Source organism: Flavobacterium defluvii (genome assembly GCF_900129555.1).
In the GTDB taxonomy this organism is placed as follows: domain Bacteria; phylum Bacteroidota; class Bacteroidia; order Flavobacteriales; family Flavobacteriaceae; genus Flavobacterium; species Flavobacterium defluvii.
This window is the reverse complement of sequence record NZ_FQWC01000007.1, coordinates 188,703-203,756: the sequence shown is the minus strand read 5'-3', so window position 1 is coordinate 203,756 and position 15,054 is coordinate 188,703. Positions and strand designations below refer to the sequence as shown.

At 34.1% G+C, this 15,054-nt stretch carries 14 protein-coding genes; 12 read left to right on the top strand and 2 right to left on the bottom strand.

Translation table 11 applies throughout. The features are described from left to right. Nucleotides 1-29: 29 nt before the first annotated feature. From trpC to BUC29_RS15860, 10 genes are all read left to right on the top strand, one after another. The gene (gene trpC / locus BUC29_RS15905) at nt 30-815 is read left to right on the top strand and encodes an indole-3-glycerol phosphate synthase TrpC (protein ID WP_073417158.1); all 786 of its coding nucleotides are present in this window, start codon (nt 30-32) and stop codon (nt 813-815) included. Between the two features lie 139 nt (nt 816-954). Continuing rightward, on the top strand, nt 955-1,587 hold the full coding sequence (locus BUC29_RS15900; RefSeq protein ID WP_073417157.1) for a phosphoribosylanthranilate isomerase: 633 nt from the start codon (nt 955-957) through the stop codon (nt 1,585-1,587). Between the two features lie 11 nt (nt 1,588-1,598). Next, nucleotides 1,599-2,780: a tryptophan synthase subunit beta gene (trpB, locus tag BUC29_RS15895; RefSeq protein WP_073417156.1), complete on the top strand. Its 1,182-nt coding sequence runs from the start codon at nt 1,599-1,601 to the stop codon at nt 2,778-2,780. 136 nt (nt 2,781-2,916) lie between these two features. Then, nucleotides 2,917-3,237, top strand: coding sequence for a gamma-glutamylcyclotransferase family protein (locus BUC29_RS15890; protein WP_073417155.1), 321 nt, complete (start codon nt 2,917-2,919; stop codon nt 3,235-3,237). Nucleotides 3,238-3,243: 6 nt separating this feature from the next. Then, a complete protein-coding gene (locus BUC29_RS15885) occupies nt 3,244-3,981 on the top strand; it encodes a carbon-nitrogen hydrolase family protein (protein WP_073417154.1) in 738 nt (245 codons plus the stop codon). A 207-nt stretch (nt 3,982-4,188) separates the two neighbouring features. Further along, nucleotides 4,189-4,950 (top strand): tryptophan synthase subunit alpha, encoded by a 762-nt coding sequence (gene trpA / locus BUC29_RS15880; RefSeq protein ID WP_073417153.1) that lies wholly within the window; start codon nt 4,189-4,191, stop codon nt 4,948-4,950. A gap of 311 nt (nt 4,951-5,261) precedes the next feature. Continuing rightward, nucleotides 5,262-5,891 (top strand): TetR/AcrR family transcriptional regulator, encoded by a 630-nt coding sequence (locus BUC29_RS15875; protein ID WP_073417152.1) that lies wholly within the window; start codon nt 5,262-5,264, stop codon nt 5,889-5,891. After that, the gene (locus BUC29_RS15870; protein ID WP_073417151.1) at nt 5,881-7,200 is read left to right on the top strand and encodes a TolC family protein; all 1,320 of its coding nucleotides are present in this window, start codon (nt 5,881-5,883) and stop codon (nt 7,198-7,200) included. Before BUC29_RS15875 ends, BUC29_RS15870 begins: the two co-directional genes overlap by 11 nt. 12 nt (nt 7,201-7,212) lie before the next feature. Then, entirely contained in the window at nt 7,213-8,292 is a 1,080-nt protein-coding gene (locus tag BUC29_RS15865; protein WP_073417150.1) for an HlyD family secretion protein, read from the top strand. A gap of 3 nt (nt 8,293-8,295) precedes the next feature. After that, nucleotides 8,296-9,885: an MDR family MFS transporter gene (locus tag BUC29_RS15860; RefSeq protein ID WP_073417149.1), complete on the top strand. Its 1,590-nt coding sequence runs from the start codon at nt 8,296-8,298 to the stop codon at nt 9,883-9,885. 174 nt (nt 9,886-10,059) lie between these two features. Here the strand turns inward: BUC29_RS15860 and yaaA are convergent, their stop codons facing one another. Then, entirely contained in the window at nt 10,060-10,818 is a 759-nt protein-coding gene (gene yaaA / locus BUC29_RS15855; RefSeq protein WP_073417226.1) for a peroxide stress protein YaaA, read from the bottom strand. 392 nt (nt 10,819-11,210) lie between these two features. On the opposite strand from yaaA, the gene BUC29_RS15850 reads away from it, so the two are divergent. Both BUC29_RS15850 and BUC29_RS15840 read left to right on the top strand, forming a co-directional pair. Then, on the top strand, nt 11,211-12,641 hold the full coding sequence (locus BUC29_RS15850) for a CCA tRNA nucleotidyltransferase (RefSeq protein ID WP_073417148.1): 1,431 nt from the start codon (nt 11,211-11,213) through the stop codon (nt 12,639-12,641). Between the two features lie 351 nt (nt 12,642-12,992). Continuing rightward, nucleotides 12,993-14,018 carry a COX15/CtaA family protein gene (locus tag BUC29_RS15840; protein ID WP_073417146.1) on the top strand — a complete coding sequence of 342 codons (1,026 nt, stop codon included), beginning with the start codon at nt 12,993-12,995 and terminating at the stop codon, nt 14,016-14,018. A gap of 244 nt (nt 14,019-14,262) precedes the next feature. Here the strand turns inward: BUC29_RS15840 and BUC29_RS15835 are convergent, their stop codons facing one another. After that, nucleotides 14,263-15,030 carry a LytR/AlgR family response regulator transcription factor gene (locus tag BUC29_RS15835; RefSeq protein ID WP_073417145.1) on the bottom strand — a complete coding sequence of 256 codons (768 nt, stop codon included), beginning with the start codon at nt 15,028-15,030 and terminating at the stop codon, nt 14,263-14,265. Nucleotides 15,031-15,054: the final 24 nt, after the last annotated feature.

Here is a 15,054-nt window from a genome sequence, read left to right as displayed (position 1 = left end):
AGCACCTTAGAAACTTAGCATCTTAAAAAATGAATATCCTAGACAAAATAATTATAGACAAAAAACGAGAAGTAATTTTAAAGAAATCGATTATTCCGGTTTCGCAATTGGAAGCTTCTGTGTTTTTTGGAAAACAAACTATTTCTCTAAGCCAGAAATTAAAAGAAAGCAATTCTGGAATTATTGCGGAGCACAAACGTCGTTCTCCGTCAAAATCTATAATCAACAATAATTTTACAGTTGAAGAAGTAGTAAAAGGCTACGAAAATGCTGGTGCTTGCGGAATCTCGGTTTTAACTGACGGGAAATATTTCGGTGGATCTTTAGATGATTTATTGTTAGCAAGAGCTTCTGTAAATATTCCGCTTTTGCGAAAAGAATTCATTGTAGATGAATATCAAATTTTAGAAGCAAAAGCTCACGGAGCAGATTTGATTTTATTAATCGCTGCTGTTTTAACACGCGAAGAAATCAAATCATTATCTGAATTTGCTAAAAATTTAGGTTTAGAAGTTTTACTGGAAGTTCACAATCAGGAAGAATTAGAAAAATCAATTATGCCAAGTTTAGATATGATTGGTGTAAATAACCGAAACCTGAAAACCTTCGAAGTAAGTCTGGATTTCAGCAAAGAATTAGCATCTCAAATTCCAGATGATTTTGTAAAAGTTTCCGAAAGTGGGATTTCATCCATCGAAGCAATTCAGGAACTAAAACCTTACGGCTACAAAGGTTTCCTTATTGGAGAAAACTTCATGAAAACCGACAACGCCGGACAAGCAGCAACGGAATTTATTAAAAATCTAAGCGTTTAAAAATTAGCCACGAATTCACGAATGATAGTGAATCTAATTCGTGAATTCGTGGCGGAAAACCTTTGCGAACTTTTTCGCATTTTAAACATAATATAAAGAAAAAAACTTAGCGCACTTTGCGTTAAAAAACCACAACAAAATGAAACTCAAAATATGCGGTATGAAATATCCCGAAAACATTCTCGAAGTAGGCGCACTTCTGCCTGACTACATGGGATTTATTTTCTGGGAAAAATCCGCGCGATATTTTAACGGAACAATTCCTGAACTTATAAAAACAATCAAAAAAACAGGTGTTTTTGTAGATCAAAGTCAGGAAGAGATTCTGGAAAAAGTCGCAAAATACAATTTACAAGCCGTTCAGTTACATGGAAATGAATCCGTTGAATTTTTATCGGAACTAAAAAAAGTATTGTCAAAGAAAATTGAAATCATAAAAGCTTTTTCGGCAGATGAAAATTTCGATTTTGAAACGATAAAACCTTTCGAACCATTCTGCGATTATTTTCTCTTTGACACAAAAGGAAAACTTCCTGGCGGAAACGGAACAACATTCGACTGGACAATATTAAAAAAATACAATTCTGAGAAACCGTTCTTTTTGAGCGGCGGAATCGGAATGAAAGAATTAAAAGCCATTGAAGAAATTTCAAAAAGCAATTTACCTATTTATGCTATCGATGTAAATAGTAAATTTGAAATCGAACCAGGGCTTAAAAACAGAAATTTATTTAGCAATTTCAAACGCAAATTTGATGTTGCCAACTTTTAAACTTTAACAAAATGAGTTTTAACGTCAACGAAAAAGGATATTACGGAGAATTTGGAGGAGCATACATCCCGGAAATGCTCTATCCAAACGTAGAAGAATTACGTCAAAAATATCTAAGCATAATGGATGAACCAGATTTTAAAGCTGAGTTTAATCAATTACTGAAAGATTATGTAGGACGCCCAAGTCCGCTGTATTTTGCAAAACGTTTATCTGAAAAATACAACACAAAAATTTATCTTAAAAGAGAAGATTTAAACCACACCGGAGCACATAAAGTAAACAATACAATCGGGCAGATTTTATTGGCGAAACGCTTGGGTAAAAAAAGAATTATTGCCGAAACCGGAGCGGGTCAGCATGGTGTTGCGACTGCAACAGTATGTGCTTTAATGGGAATTGAATGTATCGTTTATATGGGCGAAATCGACATTGCGCGTCAGGCTCCAAACGTTGCGCGTATGAAAATGTTAGGCGCAGAAGTTCGTCCCGCACTTTCTGGATCAAGAACTTTAAAAGATGCAACAAACGAAGCGATTCGTGACTGGATTAACAATCCGGTTGATACCCATTATATTATCGGATCGGCAATTGGGCCTCATCCTTATCCAGATATGGTGACGCGTTTTCAAAGTATTATTTCTGAAGAAATCAAATGGCAGTTAAAAGAAAAAGAAGGGCGTGAAAATCCTGATTACGTTGTAGCTTGTATTGGTGGAGGAAGTAATGCTGCAGGAACTTACTACCACTTTTTGCACGAACCGGAAGTGGGAATTATTGCGGTTGAAGCTGCTGGAAAGGGTGTCGACAGCGGACATAGTGCAGCAACTAGTAAATTAGGAAAAGTTGGTGTTATTCACGGTTGTAAAACACTTTTAATGCAAACTCCTGATGGCCAAATTACAGAACCGTATTCAATTTCGGCAGGATTAGATTATCCGGGAGTTGGACCTTTGCATGCACATTTGGCACAAACCGGACGCGGCGAATTTTTCTCTGTTACTGATGATGATGCAATGAATGCAGGTTTGCAATTAACAAAACTAGAAGGAATTATTCCGGCAATCGAAAGTGCTCACGCATTTGCAGTTTTAGATCAAAAGAAATTTAAACCTACAGATGTTGTAGTAATCAGTCTTTCTGGCCGTGGCGATAAAGATTTAGATAATTATATTGACTATTTTAAATTGTAATAAAAATCGTAATTTGGGCGTTCCAATCCCGATATTTATCGGGAGGCTGTACGCTATATCTTTTTATTTTTAAAGAAAAAATAAAAAGAATGCCGCTCCATCCCTAACGCAAACAAATAACGAGAAAAAAGTAAATATGGAAAAGTTATTCTCTTACGGAACATTACGATCAAAGCAAATTCAAATGCAGATTTTCAATAAAGTTTTAACAGGAACTGCAGACCAATTACTGGGCTATAAACTAAAAAGTCTTCAAATTGAAGAAGAATTTGGAATGGCCGATTATGTGGTAGCAATACCAAGTGAAAATGCATCAGAAACCATTCATGGTGTCGTTTTTAATGTCTCCATTACAGATTTAGCAAAAGTAGATTTATTTGAATCTAATTCGTACAGAAGAGTTCAGGTCGAGTTAAAATCAGGAACAGTTGCCTGGGTTTATACCGAAAATAAATAATAAGAAATGATTTTAGCTGCGGCACAAACAAAACCAAAACGAGGAAATATTGCCTCAAATTTATTAGATCATTATCGGTTTATTGAACTGGCGGCACAAAATGGCGCTCAACTAATTGTTTTTCCTGAAATGTCTATTACCGGATATGAAAGAGAAAATGCTCAAGAAATGGCTTTCGCCGAAGATGATTACAGAATAGACCATCTGAAAGATTTGGCAACCGATAATAATATTGTCATTATTGCCGGCGCTCCAATTTTAATTGAAAATCAGTTGTTTATTGGCGAATATATTATTGCGCCTAACGATTCGGTTTCTATTTATACAAAGCAGTTTTTGCATGAGGGTGAAGATGAGTTTTTCCAGTCTTCATTTGATAATAATCCGATGATTACAATTGATAATCAAAATATTGCATTTGCAATTTGTGCTGATATTGACAACCCAAAACATCCTGAAAATGCAGCAAAAAATAGCGCAGATATTTATATTGCGAGTATCTTCTTTTCTCCAAACGGAATTCCAAATGCCTACAGAGATTTACAGCATTATGCTGAAAAACATGCAATGAATGTTTTAATGTCGAATTTTAGCGGAGAATCCTGGGGATCTCCATCGGCAGGTCAAAGTGCTTTTTGGAACAACAAAGGAGAATTAGCTGCTCAAATGAATGACTCAGATTCTGGTTTATTATTGGTTGAAAAACAAAATAATGATTGGATAAGCAAGGTTTTAAAATTTTAAAAATAATGCCACAGATTATACAGATTTTCAAAGATTTTTTCACGCAGATTTTGCAGATTAAAGCTGATTCTATTAAAATTATTTTAAAAAAAAATCTGCAAAAATCAGTTTAAATCTGCGTGAAAATAAACTTTTAATCTTTGGCTAAAGCATAACATAAACATACCTAACAGGTTTTTGAAACCTGTTAAAATAAAAAGATATAAAATGAACAGAATAACTCAGAAATTACAAGAAGATAAAAAGATCCTTTCGATCTATTTTTCTGCGGGATATCCGAATTTAAACGATACTGTGCAGATTATTCAGGATTTAGAAAAAAACGGAGTTGATTTAATCGAAATCGGACTTCCTTTTAGTGATCCTTTGGCAGACGGACCGACAATTCAGGCGAGTTCAACACAGGCACTTCATAACGGGATGACAACTCAACTTCTTTTCGATCAGCTGAAAAACATTCGCGAAAGCGTAAAAATTCCATTGATTATCATGGGATATTTTAATCCGATGCTGCAATACGGTGTTGAAGCTTTCTGTCAGAAATGTGCAGAAATTGGAATTGATGGTTTAATTATTCCAGATCTTCCTGTTGATGTTTATGCAGATGAATACAAAGCTATTTTTGAAAAATACGGATTGATCAATGTTTTCTTAATTACCCCCCAAACTTCAGACGAACGCATTCGTTTTATCGACAGTGTTTCAAACGGATTTATTTATATGGTAAGTTCTGCGAGTGTTACAGGATCTCAAAGCGGTTTTGGAGATGTTCAGGAAAATTATTTTGAGAGAATTGCAAATCTTAATTTAAAAAATCCACAGATTGTCGGTTTCGGAATTTCAAATAAAGAAACTTTCAGTCAGGCAACTAAATATGCAAAAGGCGCTATTATCGGGAGTGCTTTTATTAAACATTTAAGCGAAAGCGGAAGTGGGAAAATTGCTGAGTTTGTTGGAAGGATTCGATAAATAAATCTAATTAAAATATAATATACGTTTAGTTTGTCATTTCGACGAAGGAGAAATCTTCGTTGCAAAATCGACAAAGATTGGATTTCACTTTACGGAGCTACTTGTGAAGATTTCTCCTTCGTCGAAATGACAAGATTGCGAAAAAAAGCCTGAAAATAGAGTTTTCAGGCTTTTTTATTTTAATTAATTAAGGCCGATTTAACATAAATTATCGAAAACGTATTATGTTAATATTATGTTAAAACAAAATTAAACAAGTGTTTAAATTAAACAAGTGTTTAATTTTGCATCCGATTAGAAACAATACCATGTCACACATCGAATTGAACGATAAAAAAATTCAGATTCTTAATGTAGCAGAAAAGCTTTTTTCTGAGAAAGGATTTGAAGGTACATCGATACGGGATATCTCCAAAGAGGCCAAGATTAACATTGCCATGGTCTCTTATTATTTTGGGTCAAAAGAAAGACTTCTGGAAGCTCTTATTTTTCACAAAACTGTTGATTTAAAACTACAACTCGAAAATTTATTACAAGAAGACATAAAACCTCTTGAAAAAGTCAATAAATTAATCGAAATTTACATCAATAGAATCTGCCTTAACAAAGGGATTTACAGGGTTTTACATTTTGAACTTTATAATAAAAAGAGAGAAAAAAGCCTGCAGGCTTTTACAGAACTTAAAAAAGGAAACTTAAAATCTGTAGAAAGCATTATTAAACAAGGTCAAGCCCAGGGAGTTTTTAGAAAAGATGTCAATATCCAGCTCATCACTCCAACAATTATTGGAACCTTTTTTCATTTTCACATGAATCGCTCTTTCTTCGAAGAATTATTTGATTTAAAAACAGAAGAAATGTTTAACAATTACATTAAAAACGATCTTACAAAGCACATTCAACAAACTATAAAAGCGCTACTTGTTTATGAAAATTAGTCAATTAATGCTCTTTGGAGTTTTCTTCATCGGAATATCTTCAATAGAAGCACAAGAAAAAACAAGTTTAACTTTAGACGAAGCCGTAAAAATGGCCTGGGAAAAGAGTAACGAAGTTACGCTTGCCAATACTAAGGTAAACTCGAAAAAATACGAATTACAAACGGTTAAGAATAACCAATATCCGGATTTAAAAATTTCCGGACAATATCAACGATTAACAAAAGCTTCGATTGATATGCCAAATCAGGGTGAAAGCGCTTCTCTTGCTTCTCCAGACCGCGCAATGCTTGGAATGGCAAATTTGAGTTTACCTCTTTTTGCAGGATTTAAAATTCAAAGTAGTATTGATGCTTATGAAAGTTTATATGAAGCAGAAACTGTTAATGCAGCTAAAACAAAAGAAGATGTTGCTTTAAGAGTAATTACTTACTATACAGCTTTATACAAGGCGCAAAAAACTTTGGATGTTTTAAACGAAAACCAAAAAAGCGCAAAACAGCGTGTTACGGATTTCACTGAATTAGAAAAAAACGGAATCATCCCAAGAAATGATTTATTGAAAGCCCAATTATTGGTTTCAAAAACACAATTATCTATTGATGAAGCTAATAATAATATCAATAACATTAATTTTTATCTAACGACATTACTTAAATTAGATCCATCTGTAAAAATTCAGGTTAATGAAGATGATTTCTTCAATTTAAAAACAACCAATGCACCAACATCTGATGCCTTGGCACTTGAAAACAGAAAAGATTTAGAAGCAATTCGTTTACAACAAAAAGCTTCCGAAGCTAATGTAAAAATTGCAAAAGCAGGATATTACCCAACAATTTCACTCCTTGGAGGTTATACAGCTTTGGATCTTAAAGACATCATTACTGTAAAATATGCAATGAATTTCGGTTTAGGTTTATCATATGATTTATCAGGAATCTTAAAAAACAGCGCACACGTAAAACAAGCTGAAAGCAAAGCTCTTGAGGTAAAAAATACGGAAGCCATTATGACAGACCGCATTAAAGTTGAAGTTCAGAAATCTATTGAAGATTATGACTTGGCAATCAACCAAAGTGTGGTTTATGAAGAAGCTTTACAGCAAGCAGCTGAAAACTATAGACTTGTAAAAGACAAATTTGACAATGGACTCGCTGACACCAACGATCTAGTTGAAGCTGATGTTGAACAATTAAGTGCAAAAATCAATACAGCTGTAGCAAAGGCAACCATTATTCAAAAATATTACGAATTACTTTCAGTATCAGGACAATTATCACAATCATTCAATCTTTCTAAAATATAATCGATAGCTCTCATGGAAAAGAAAAAGACAAATAAAAAATTCATCATCATACTTGCAGTTCTGATTTTAGGAGGCGGAACTTACGGAATCTCTAAATATCTACACGCTCAGGCTCACGAAGAAACAGATGATGCTCAAATTGAGAAAAGAATGAACCCAATTATCCCGAGAGTATCAGGATATATCAGCAAAGTTTATGTGAAAGACAATGATTATGTAAAAAAAGGAGATACTTTATTTACTATCGATAAAAGAGATTATCAATTAAAAATTGATGAAGCAAATGCTGCTTTATTAGGAGCTGAAGGACAATACGAAGCTGCAAAAGCAGATATTGGAAGTGCAAATGCTAGCATCTCAGTTTCAGATGCTCAAATGAAATCTGCAACAGGTTCTATCGAAAGTGCAAAAATTAGATTGAGACAGCTTACAAACGATTACAACCGTTACAATAACTTGTACAAAACTCATACTATTACAAAACAACAATACGAGCAAGCTTTGACTGCAAAAGAAGAAGCTGAAAACCAAGTACGTGTTTTAGAACAACAGCAAAAAGCTAGTTCTTATCAAAAATCGGTTATTCAGTCAAAATCTAAAGTTTCAGACAAACAGACAGAAGTTGCTGCAGCAAATATCAAAAAAGCAAAAACAATGCTTGATGTTGCTCACTTAAATTTAAGCTATACTGTAGTTACAGCTGCTATCGACGGACAAGTTTCAAAAGTTGATATTCAGCCGGGACAATTAGTTCAGCCTGGTCAGTCATTATTTTATATCATCAATAATTCTGAAGCTTGGGTTGTGGCTAATTTCAAAGAAACACAATTGAACAAAATGGTTGTGGGACAAAAAGTAAGTTTAAAAGTTGATGCTTATCCAAACTATGAGTTCAAAGGAACTGTAACTTCATTTTCTCCGGCAACAGGATCACGTTTTTCATTATTGCCGCCAGATAACGCAACAGGAAATTTCGTAAAAACAATTCAAAGATTACCAGTAAAAATTAGTATTGACGAATCTAACGATCCTGAAAAAGTAAAACTTTTAAGACCAGGAATGAATGTTGATGTAGATGTACATTTAAAATAAAACATGGCAGGAACAGTACAAGCAGACGACGATTTAGTAGAATACGGTTTTAGACGTGTTATCATTACGATTACGGCAGTACTTTGTGCACTGCTGGAAATCGTGGATACTACGATTGTAAACGTAGCGCTGACAGACATGCGCGGAAGTCTTGGTGCTACCTTGACCGATGTGGCATGGGTAATTACAGCATACGCAATTGCGAATGTTATTGTAATTCCGATGACGAGCTGGCTATCGCAGCAATTTGGAAGACGTAATTATTTTGTGGCTTCCATTATAATATTTACGGTCTGTTCCTTTTTGTGTGGTAATGCCACAAATATTTGGGAACTAGTCGCTTTCCGTTTTGTACAAGGTATGGGCGGTGGAGCATTATTAGTAACAGCCCAAACGATTATTACAGAAAGTTATCCGGTCGCAAAACGTGGAATGGCACAGGCGATTTACGGAATGGGTGTAATTGTTGGTCCTACCCTTGGTCCGCCTTTGGGAGGATATTTAGTAGACAATTATTCTTGGCCTTATATATTTTACATCAATATTCCTTTAGGAATTATTGCTACTATTTTGGCTTTAACTTTCGTACGAAGCCCGAAATACGGTGAGAAATTAAAAGCAAACCAGGTTGACTGGTGGGGAATTATTTTGTTGAGTACTTTTATCGGATCACTGCAGTTCGTTTTAGAACACGGACAACAGGACGATTGGTTTAACGATTCACTTATTGTAACTTTAAGTGTTGTGACCGTTTTAGGATTAGTTCTTTTTATATGGAGAGAGCTGACTTACAAACATCCAATTGTAAACTTAAGTGTTCTAAAAGATGGAAACTTAAGAATTGGAACCGTAATGTGTTTTATTCTTGGTTTTGGTCTATACGGATCGACATTAATTATCCCAATTTATACGCAATCCATTTTAGGATGGACAGCTACTGATGCCGGATTGTTATTAATTCCCGGATCTATTACAACGGCAATCATGATGCCATTTGTGGGTAATATGATTCAGAGAGGTGTCCCTCAGGGATATATGGTGGGAGTAGGATTCTTAATCTTCTTCTTCTTTACTTTTATGATGTACAGCCGTATGACGCCAGATACTGGTGTAGAACATATGTATTGGCCTTTGATTTTAAGAGGAATTGGTTTAGGATTGCTTTTCGTTCCTATTACAACCCTTTCTCTTTCTACATTAAAAGGTAAACAAATTGGTGAAGGAGCAGCTTTTACAGGAATGATGCGTCAGTTAGGAGGATCTTTTGGTATTGCGATTATTACCACTTTTATAACACGTTTCAGCCAGGCTCACAGAGTAGATTTAATTAACAATTTAGATCCTGCTAGATTTGACGTGCAGCAGCGTATTACCGGAATGCAGCACGCATTTATGGCAAAAGGTTACAGCGCAGATGTTGCATTGAAAAAAGCATATCAGGCGATAGACCTTTCTGTTTTAAAACAAAGCACAGTAATGGCTTATATGGATATTTTCCTTTATCTGGGAATTATGTTTTTATGCTGCATACCGATTATTCTCTTTATCAAAAAAGGGAAGAACAAAATTAATGCAGCCGACGCAATGCATTAATGATAATAATTTTATAATACGCAGAAACGCCGAATTCATCATTTAGAATTCGGCGTTTATTTTTTCTATCTCTTCAGGGATTAAAATCCCTGCCTACAATATGTTCCGAGCCTTCGGCTCTCTAGCAAAAAATCTTAGAACCTTAGCATCTTAGCAACTCAGGCCCTTAAAAAGTTACCTTGTAAAAACCAAATGATTTCCTTTTGAAAGATTCGCATCAAACTGATATCCTTCGTAATTAAAACCTTTTAAATCATCAATAGTTTCAGCATTGGTATCAATAATATAACGCACCATCATACCTCTCGCTTTTTTAGCAAAAAAACTGATCATTTTTAATTTTCCGTCTTTATAATCTTTAAAGTCCGGAGTAATTACAGGAACTTTTAAAGCTTTTACATCAACAGCAGAAAAATATTCGTTGCTCGCTAAATTCACGAATAATTCACCTTTTTTCAATTCTTTGTTTAAAGCTTTAGTAACCGTTGGTTTCCAGAATTCGTGCAAGTTTTTAGATTCACCAACTGGCATTTTTGTTCCCATTTCCAAACGGTAAGCCTGCATTAAATCAAGTGGCTTCAAGAGTCCGTAAAGGCCAGATAAAATTCTAAGTTTATCCTGAAGAACATCTAATTTTTCTAACGGAATAGAATAAGCATCCAAACCAGTGTAAACATCACCATCAAAAGTATAAACTGCAGGACGGGCATTTTCAACTGTAAATGGAGTTTTCCAATCCTGATTGCGTTTCCAGTTTAAATCGGCTAGTTTGTCTGAGATCGACATTAGTTGTGATAATTCAGCTGGCTTTTTGGTTTTTACTACTTTATGAACCAATCTTGCTTCTTTTAAAAATGAAGGCTCAGTATATTGAGATGTTGGTAATTCTTTTTCGAAATTCAATGATTTCGCTGGCGATATAACAATTTTCATTTGTGCATTTTTATATGAATCAAAAATACAAATTGCAATTTTAAAATTTATCGTTTGCAATTGATTTGTTCTATCGCTGTATTTTTTTTCGCCACGAATTTCCACGAATTATCTTTTTTATAGCTACAGATTACAGGATTAAAATGATTAAAAAAATCTGTGCAAATCTTTTTAATCTGTGGCAAAAAAATCTTTACAAAAAATAAATTCGTGGAAATTCGTGCAATTAGTGGCAAACCTTTCCAATTCATGAAAATTGACGCTACAAAATGTGAAATTGTTCAAAAAAGTCAGCTCTAGATTATAATAGGCATTTTCTATGTTGTAAATTTGCATGCATTTTATTTCGACTGAAAATTTGGAATGCACTTTTTTATTCAAAAATTGAATTCGTGGCGATACAAACAAACTATAAAACTGCTTTACAAAACAAAATCTTCGATATTATTTCGAAAGCTTCTCAGGAATTAAAAGTTGACTCTTACGTGATCGGCGGATTTGTTCGTGATTTGCTTTTAAACCGAGGTTCTAAAAAAGACATTGACGTTGTAGCAGTTGGAAGCGGCATCGAATTGGCTCTTAAAGTTTCAGGTTTACTTCCGAATAAACCAAAAGTTCAGGTTTTTAAAACTTACGGAACAGCGATGCTTCGTTTTGAAGATACCGATATCGAATTTGTTGGTGCACGAAAAGAATCGTACACTCGCGACAGCCGAAATCCGATTGTGGAAAATGGAACTTTGCAAGACGATCAAAATCGTCGTGATTTTACAATCAATGCGCTGGCTCTATCATTAAACGAAAATAATTTCGGAGATCTTTTAGATCCGTTCAATGGATTAACAGATTTAGAAAATAAAACAATCAAAACGCCTTTGGATCCAGATATTACCTATTCTGATGATCCTTTGCGAATGTTGCGCGCGATTCGTTTTGCTACTCAATTGAATTTCGAAATTGAAGAAAATTCATTAAATGCCATCACAAAAAATGCAGATCGCATCAAAATAATTTCTGGTGAAAGAATCGTTGATGAGTTAAACAAAATTCTCATGACCGATAAACCTTCAACAGGATTTTTACTGTTATACCAAACAGGACTTTTAGATCTAATCTTGCCTGAATTAACGGCTTTAAATCAGGTGGAAGAAATTGAAGGTCATACGCATAAAAACAATTTCTATCATACGTTGGAAGTTGTCGATAACATTTGCCCAAACACAGATGATGTTTGGCTACGCTGGTCGGCATTATTGCACGATATTGGAAAAGCACCAACGAAACGTTTCACAAAAAAACAAGGATGGACTTTTCACGGACATGAATTCTTGGGCGGAAAAATGGCAAAGAAAATATTCGAGCGTTTACACATGCCTTTGAACCACAAAATGAAATTTGTTCAGAAAATGGTTATTATGAGTTCGCGCCCGATTGTTTTGGCTCAGGATATTGTGACTGACAGTGCGGTTCGTCGTTTGGTTTTTGATGCTGGAGAAGATGTTGAAAATTTAATGACTTTGTGCGAGGCGGATATCACAACCAAAAACCCGTCAAAATTCAAGAAATATCATAAAAATTTCGAACTCGTTCGCAAAAAAATCGTTGAAGTAGAAGAACGCGATCATGTGCGTAATTTTCAGCCGCCAATTACGGGAGAAGAAATTATGGAAATGTTCGATTTGAAACCTTCACGAGAAATCGGAATTTTGAAAGAAGCGGTGAAAGAAGCAATTCTTGAAGGAGATATTCCAAATGAATATCAGGCGGCTTATGATTTTGTGATTAAAAGAGCTGCGAAGTTGAATCTAACGCTTAAAAAGTAATATGGATGCTCTCGGTGGTGTTTTATTAGTTATTATTATACTAATAGTAATTGTCTCAAATATTCTTTTTATTAAAAGACTAAGAAAAAATCAAAGACGTTTTAAATATATATTTCTATTTTTTTTATTCTGTTTTTTTTCAATTATTGCCATTGGCTTACTTTGTTACGCCTTTGAGCGTCATATACTAATTGAATATTTAAAGATCGAAATTACTAATCGTTATACTAATAGAATTATAAAATCCATTACAGCACTCACTTTAATTATTATTACAAACTATAATTTCGCGAAATTCTACTTGAAAAGAATTTCAAAAACAAAAAATGAAATCGAATTAATCGGAAAAGAATGAAAAAAGAGAATAAATCAGTAATCATTTGGTTACTATCAGGTTGTGTTTTATTATTTTTAATGGTCGTTGTAGGCGGAATCACGCGTTTAACCAATTCAGGTTTATCTATGACGGACTGGCATTTGGTAACCGACACATTTCCACCTTTAACGGAAGCCAAATGGCAGGCTGCATTTGACGAGTATAAAAAGTTTCCTGAATATCAAAAAATCAATATTCACAACGATTTTCAATTAGCAGATTATAAATTCATTTATTTCTGGGAATGGTTTCATCGTTTCATCGGTCGTATTATTGGATTGGTTTTCTTTGTGCCGTTTGTTTACTTTTTAGCCAAAAAGAAATTAGATACCCCAACAATCAAAAAATGTATTGTTCTTTTGGCAATGGGAGCTTTCCAGGGATTTTTGGGCTGGTTTATGGTTCGAAGCGGATTAATTGATAATCCGGATGTGAGTCATTTTAGACTTTCTCTTCACTTAACTTTTGCTTTCATAACATTTGCTTATACACTTTGGGTTGCGCTGGATTTGATTTATCCTGAAAGAAATATTAATAAAATTTTACCGCTTCGCACAATTGCAAGATATGCTTTGGCTGCATTATTAATCCAGATTATTTACGGTGGATTTGTCGCAGGATTAAACGCAGGATTAATTCACAATCACTGGCCTTTAATGAGCGACGGAGAATTTATTCACGAATCGGTTTTTATTGAGCAGTCAAGTTTAATCAAGAATTTAATTGAAGGAAAAAGTGGTGTTCAGTTTGTTCACAGAACTTTTGCTTATGTTGTGGTTGCTGCTATTCTTTTTCTTTTCTTTAAAAGCAAAAAATATACGCTTACTAATACACAGGCAAATGGAATCAACACTTTAGTTGTTTTTGTTTTTATACAATTTCTTCTTGGTGTATTTACTTTATTGTACAGCGTTCCTTTGGCTTTAGGATTGATTCACCAAATTATGGCGTTTTTCCTTTTAAGCGCGATGACGTATACTTTGCATCGATTGAGCAAATAATGTTTTAAATAAAATAAAAAAGAGCCGAAAATTTCGGCTCTTTTTTATTTTATGTGTTTGGTTACTTCTGTTTGAAAATTTACGTTTCGTTAACCGGATGAAATCCGGCCATACAATATAAACCGAGTCTTTGGCTCTTTTTTGCATAATTTTAAAATTCTGAAGGAATGATTCATATTGAGGGACGGATTTAAATCCGTCAGACAATCCATCCAAAATAATAATCATTTAAAACAAATCAATTTTATCCCAGCCAGGATTTAAAATCCTGAACCTTTTCCCGGCTTACAATTACCTCATCTTCTTTGTAAGTTGGTAAAATTACTTTTAAACGTGAATTGGTATAAACCTGAATTTCTTTAATAGCCTGAAGCGGAACAATAAATTTTCTGCTTACGCGAAAGAAATCTTTTTTGTCTAGTTCCTGTTCAAGAATTTCTAAAGTAGAATCGATTAAATAATTTCGATTGTCATAGGTATGAATATACGTTCCTTTGTTTTCGCTAAAAAAACATTCAATTTCTTCTTTAGTAATTACTTTTAAATGCTGGCCGATTTTAACTGTAAATCTTTTTTTATAAGTTTTTTCAAAAGGGTTTGACAGCATTTGGCGAATCTGCTCAAAATCAAGCTGAATATTTGAAGTTTCAGCAGTTGTTTTTGGAAGCCTTGACTTGAATTTAGAAACGGCAGCTTCGAGATCATCTTCGTCAATTGGTTTTAGAAGATAATCTATACTATTTAATTTAAATGCTTTTAAAGCATATTCATCATAAGCCGTTGTAAAAATAATGGCACTTTTGATATCTATTTTTTCAAAAATTTCAAACGATAAACCATCTGACAATTGAATATCCAGAAAAATCAAATCAGGATGCTGATTATTTGCAAACCATTCAACCGATTCTTCAACCGAGTGAAGCATCGTTTCTACTGTAACATCTAATTTTTCAAGTTTTCTCTGCAGTAGTCTTGCAGCTGGTTTTTCGTCTTCTATAATTAATGTGATCATTTACTATAATGCAAAATTTAGAAA

Coding starts and splice junctions, on each gene's coding strand:
- BUC29_RS15835 (WP_073417145.1), bottom strand. CDS start 15,030: ATGATCACATTAATTATAGAAGACGAAAAACCAGCTGCAAGACTACTG.
- BUC29_RS15840 (WP_073417146.1), top strand. CDS start 12,993: ATGAAAAAAGAGAATAAATCAGTAATCATTTGGTTACTATCAGGTTGT.
- BUC29_RS15885 (WP_073417154.1), top strand. CDS start 3,244: ATGATTTTAGCTGCGGCACAAACAAAACCAAAACGAGGAAATATTGCC.
- trpA (WP_073417153.1), top strand. CDS start 4,189: ATGAACAGAATAACTCAGAAATTACAAGAAGATAAAAAGATCCTTTCG.
- trpC (WP_073417158.1), top strand. CDS start 30: ATGAATATCCTAGACAAAATAATTATAGACAAAAAACGAGAAGTAATT.
- BUC29_RS15890 (WP_073417155.1), top strand. CDS start 2,917: ATGGAAAAGTTATTCTCTTACGGAACATTACGATCAAAGCAAATTCAA.
- BUC29_RS15870 (WP_073417151.1), top strand. CDS start 5,881: ATGAAAATTAGTCAATTAATGCTCTTTGGAGTTTTCTTCATCGGAATA.
- BUC29_RS15900 (WP_073417157.1), top strand. CDS start 955: ATGAAACTCAAAATATGCGGTATGAAATATCCCGAAAACATTCTCGAA.
- yaaA (WP_073417226.1), bottom strand. CDS start 10,818: ATGAAAATTGTTATATCGCCAGCGAAATCATTGAATTTCGAAAAAGAA.
- BUC29_RS15865 (WP_073417150.1), top strand. CDS start 7,213: ATGGAAAAGAAAAAGACAAATAAAAAATTCATCATCATACTTGCAGTT.
- trpB (WP_073417156.1), top strand. CDS start 1,599: ATGAGTTTTAACGTCAACGAAAAAGGATATTACGGAGAATTTGGAGGA.
- BUC29_RS15860 (WP_073417149.1), top strand. CDS start 8,296: ATGGCAGGAACAGTACAAGCAGACGACGATTTAGTAGAATACGGTTTT.
- BUC29_RS15875 (WP_073417152.1), top strand. CDS start 5,262: ATGTCACACATCGAATTGAACGATAAAAAAATTCAGATTCTTAATGTA.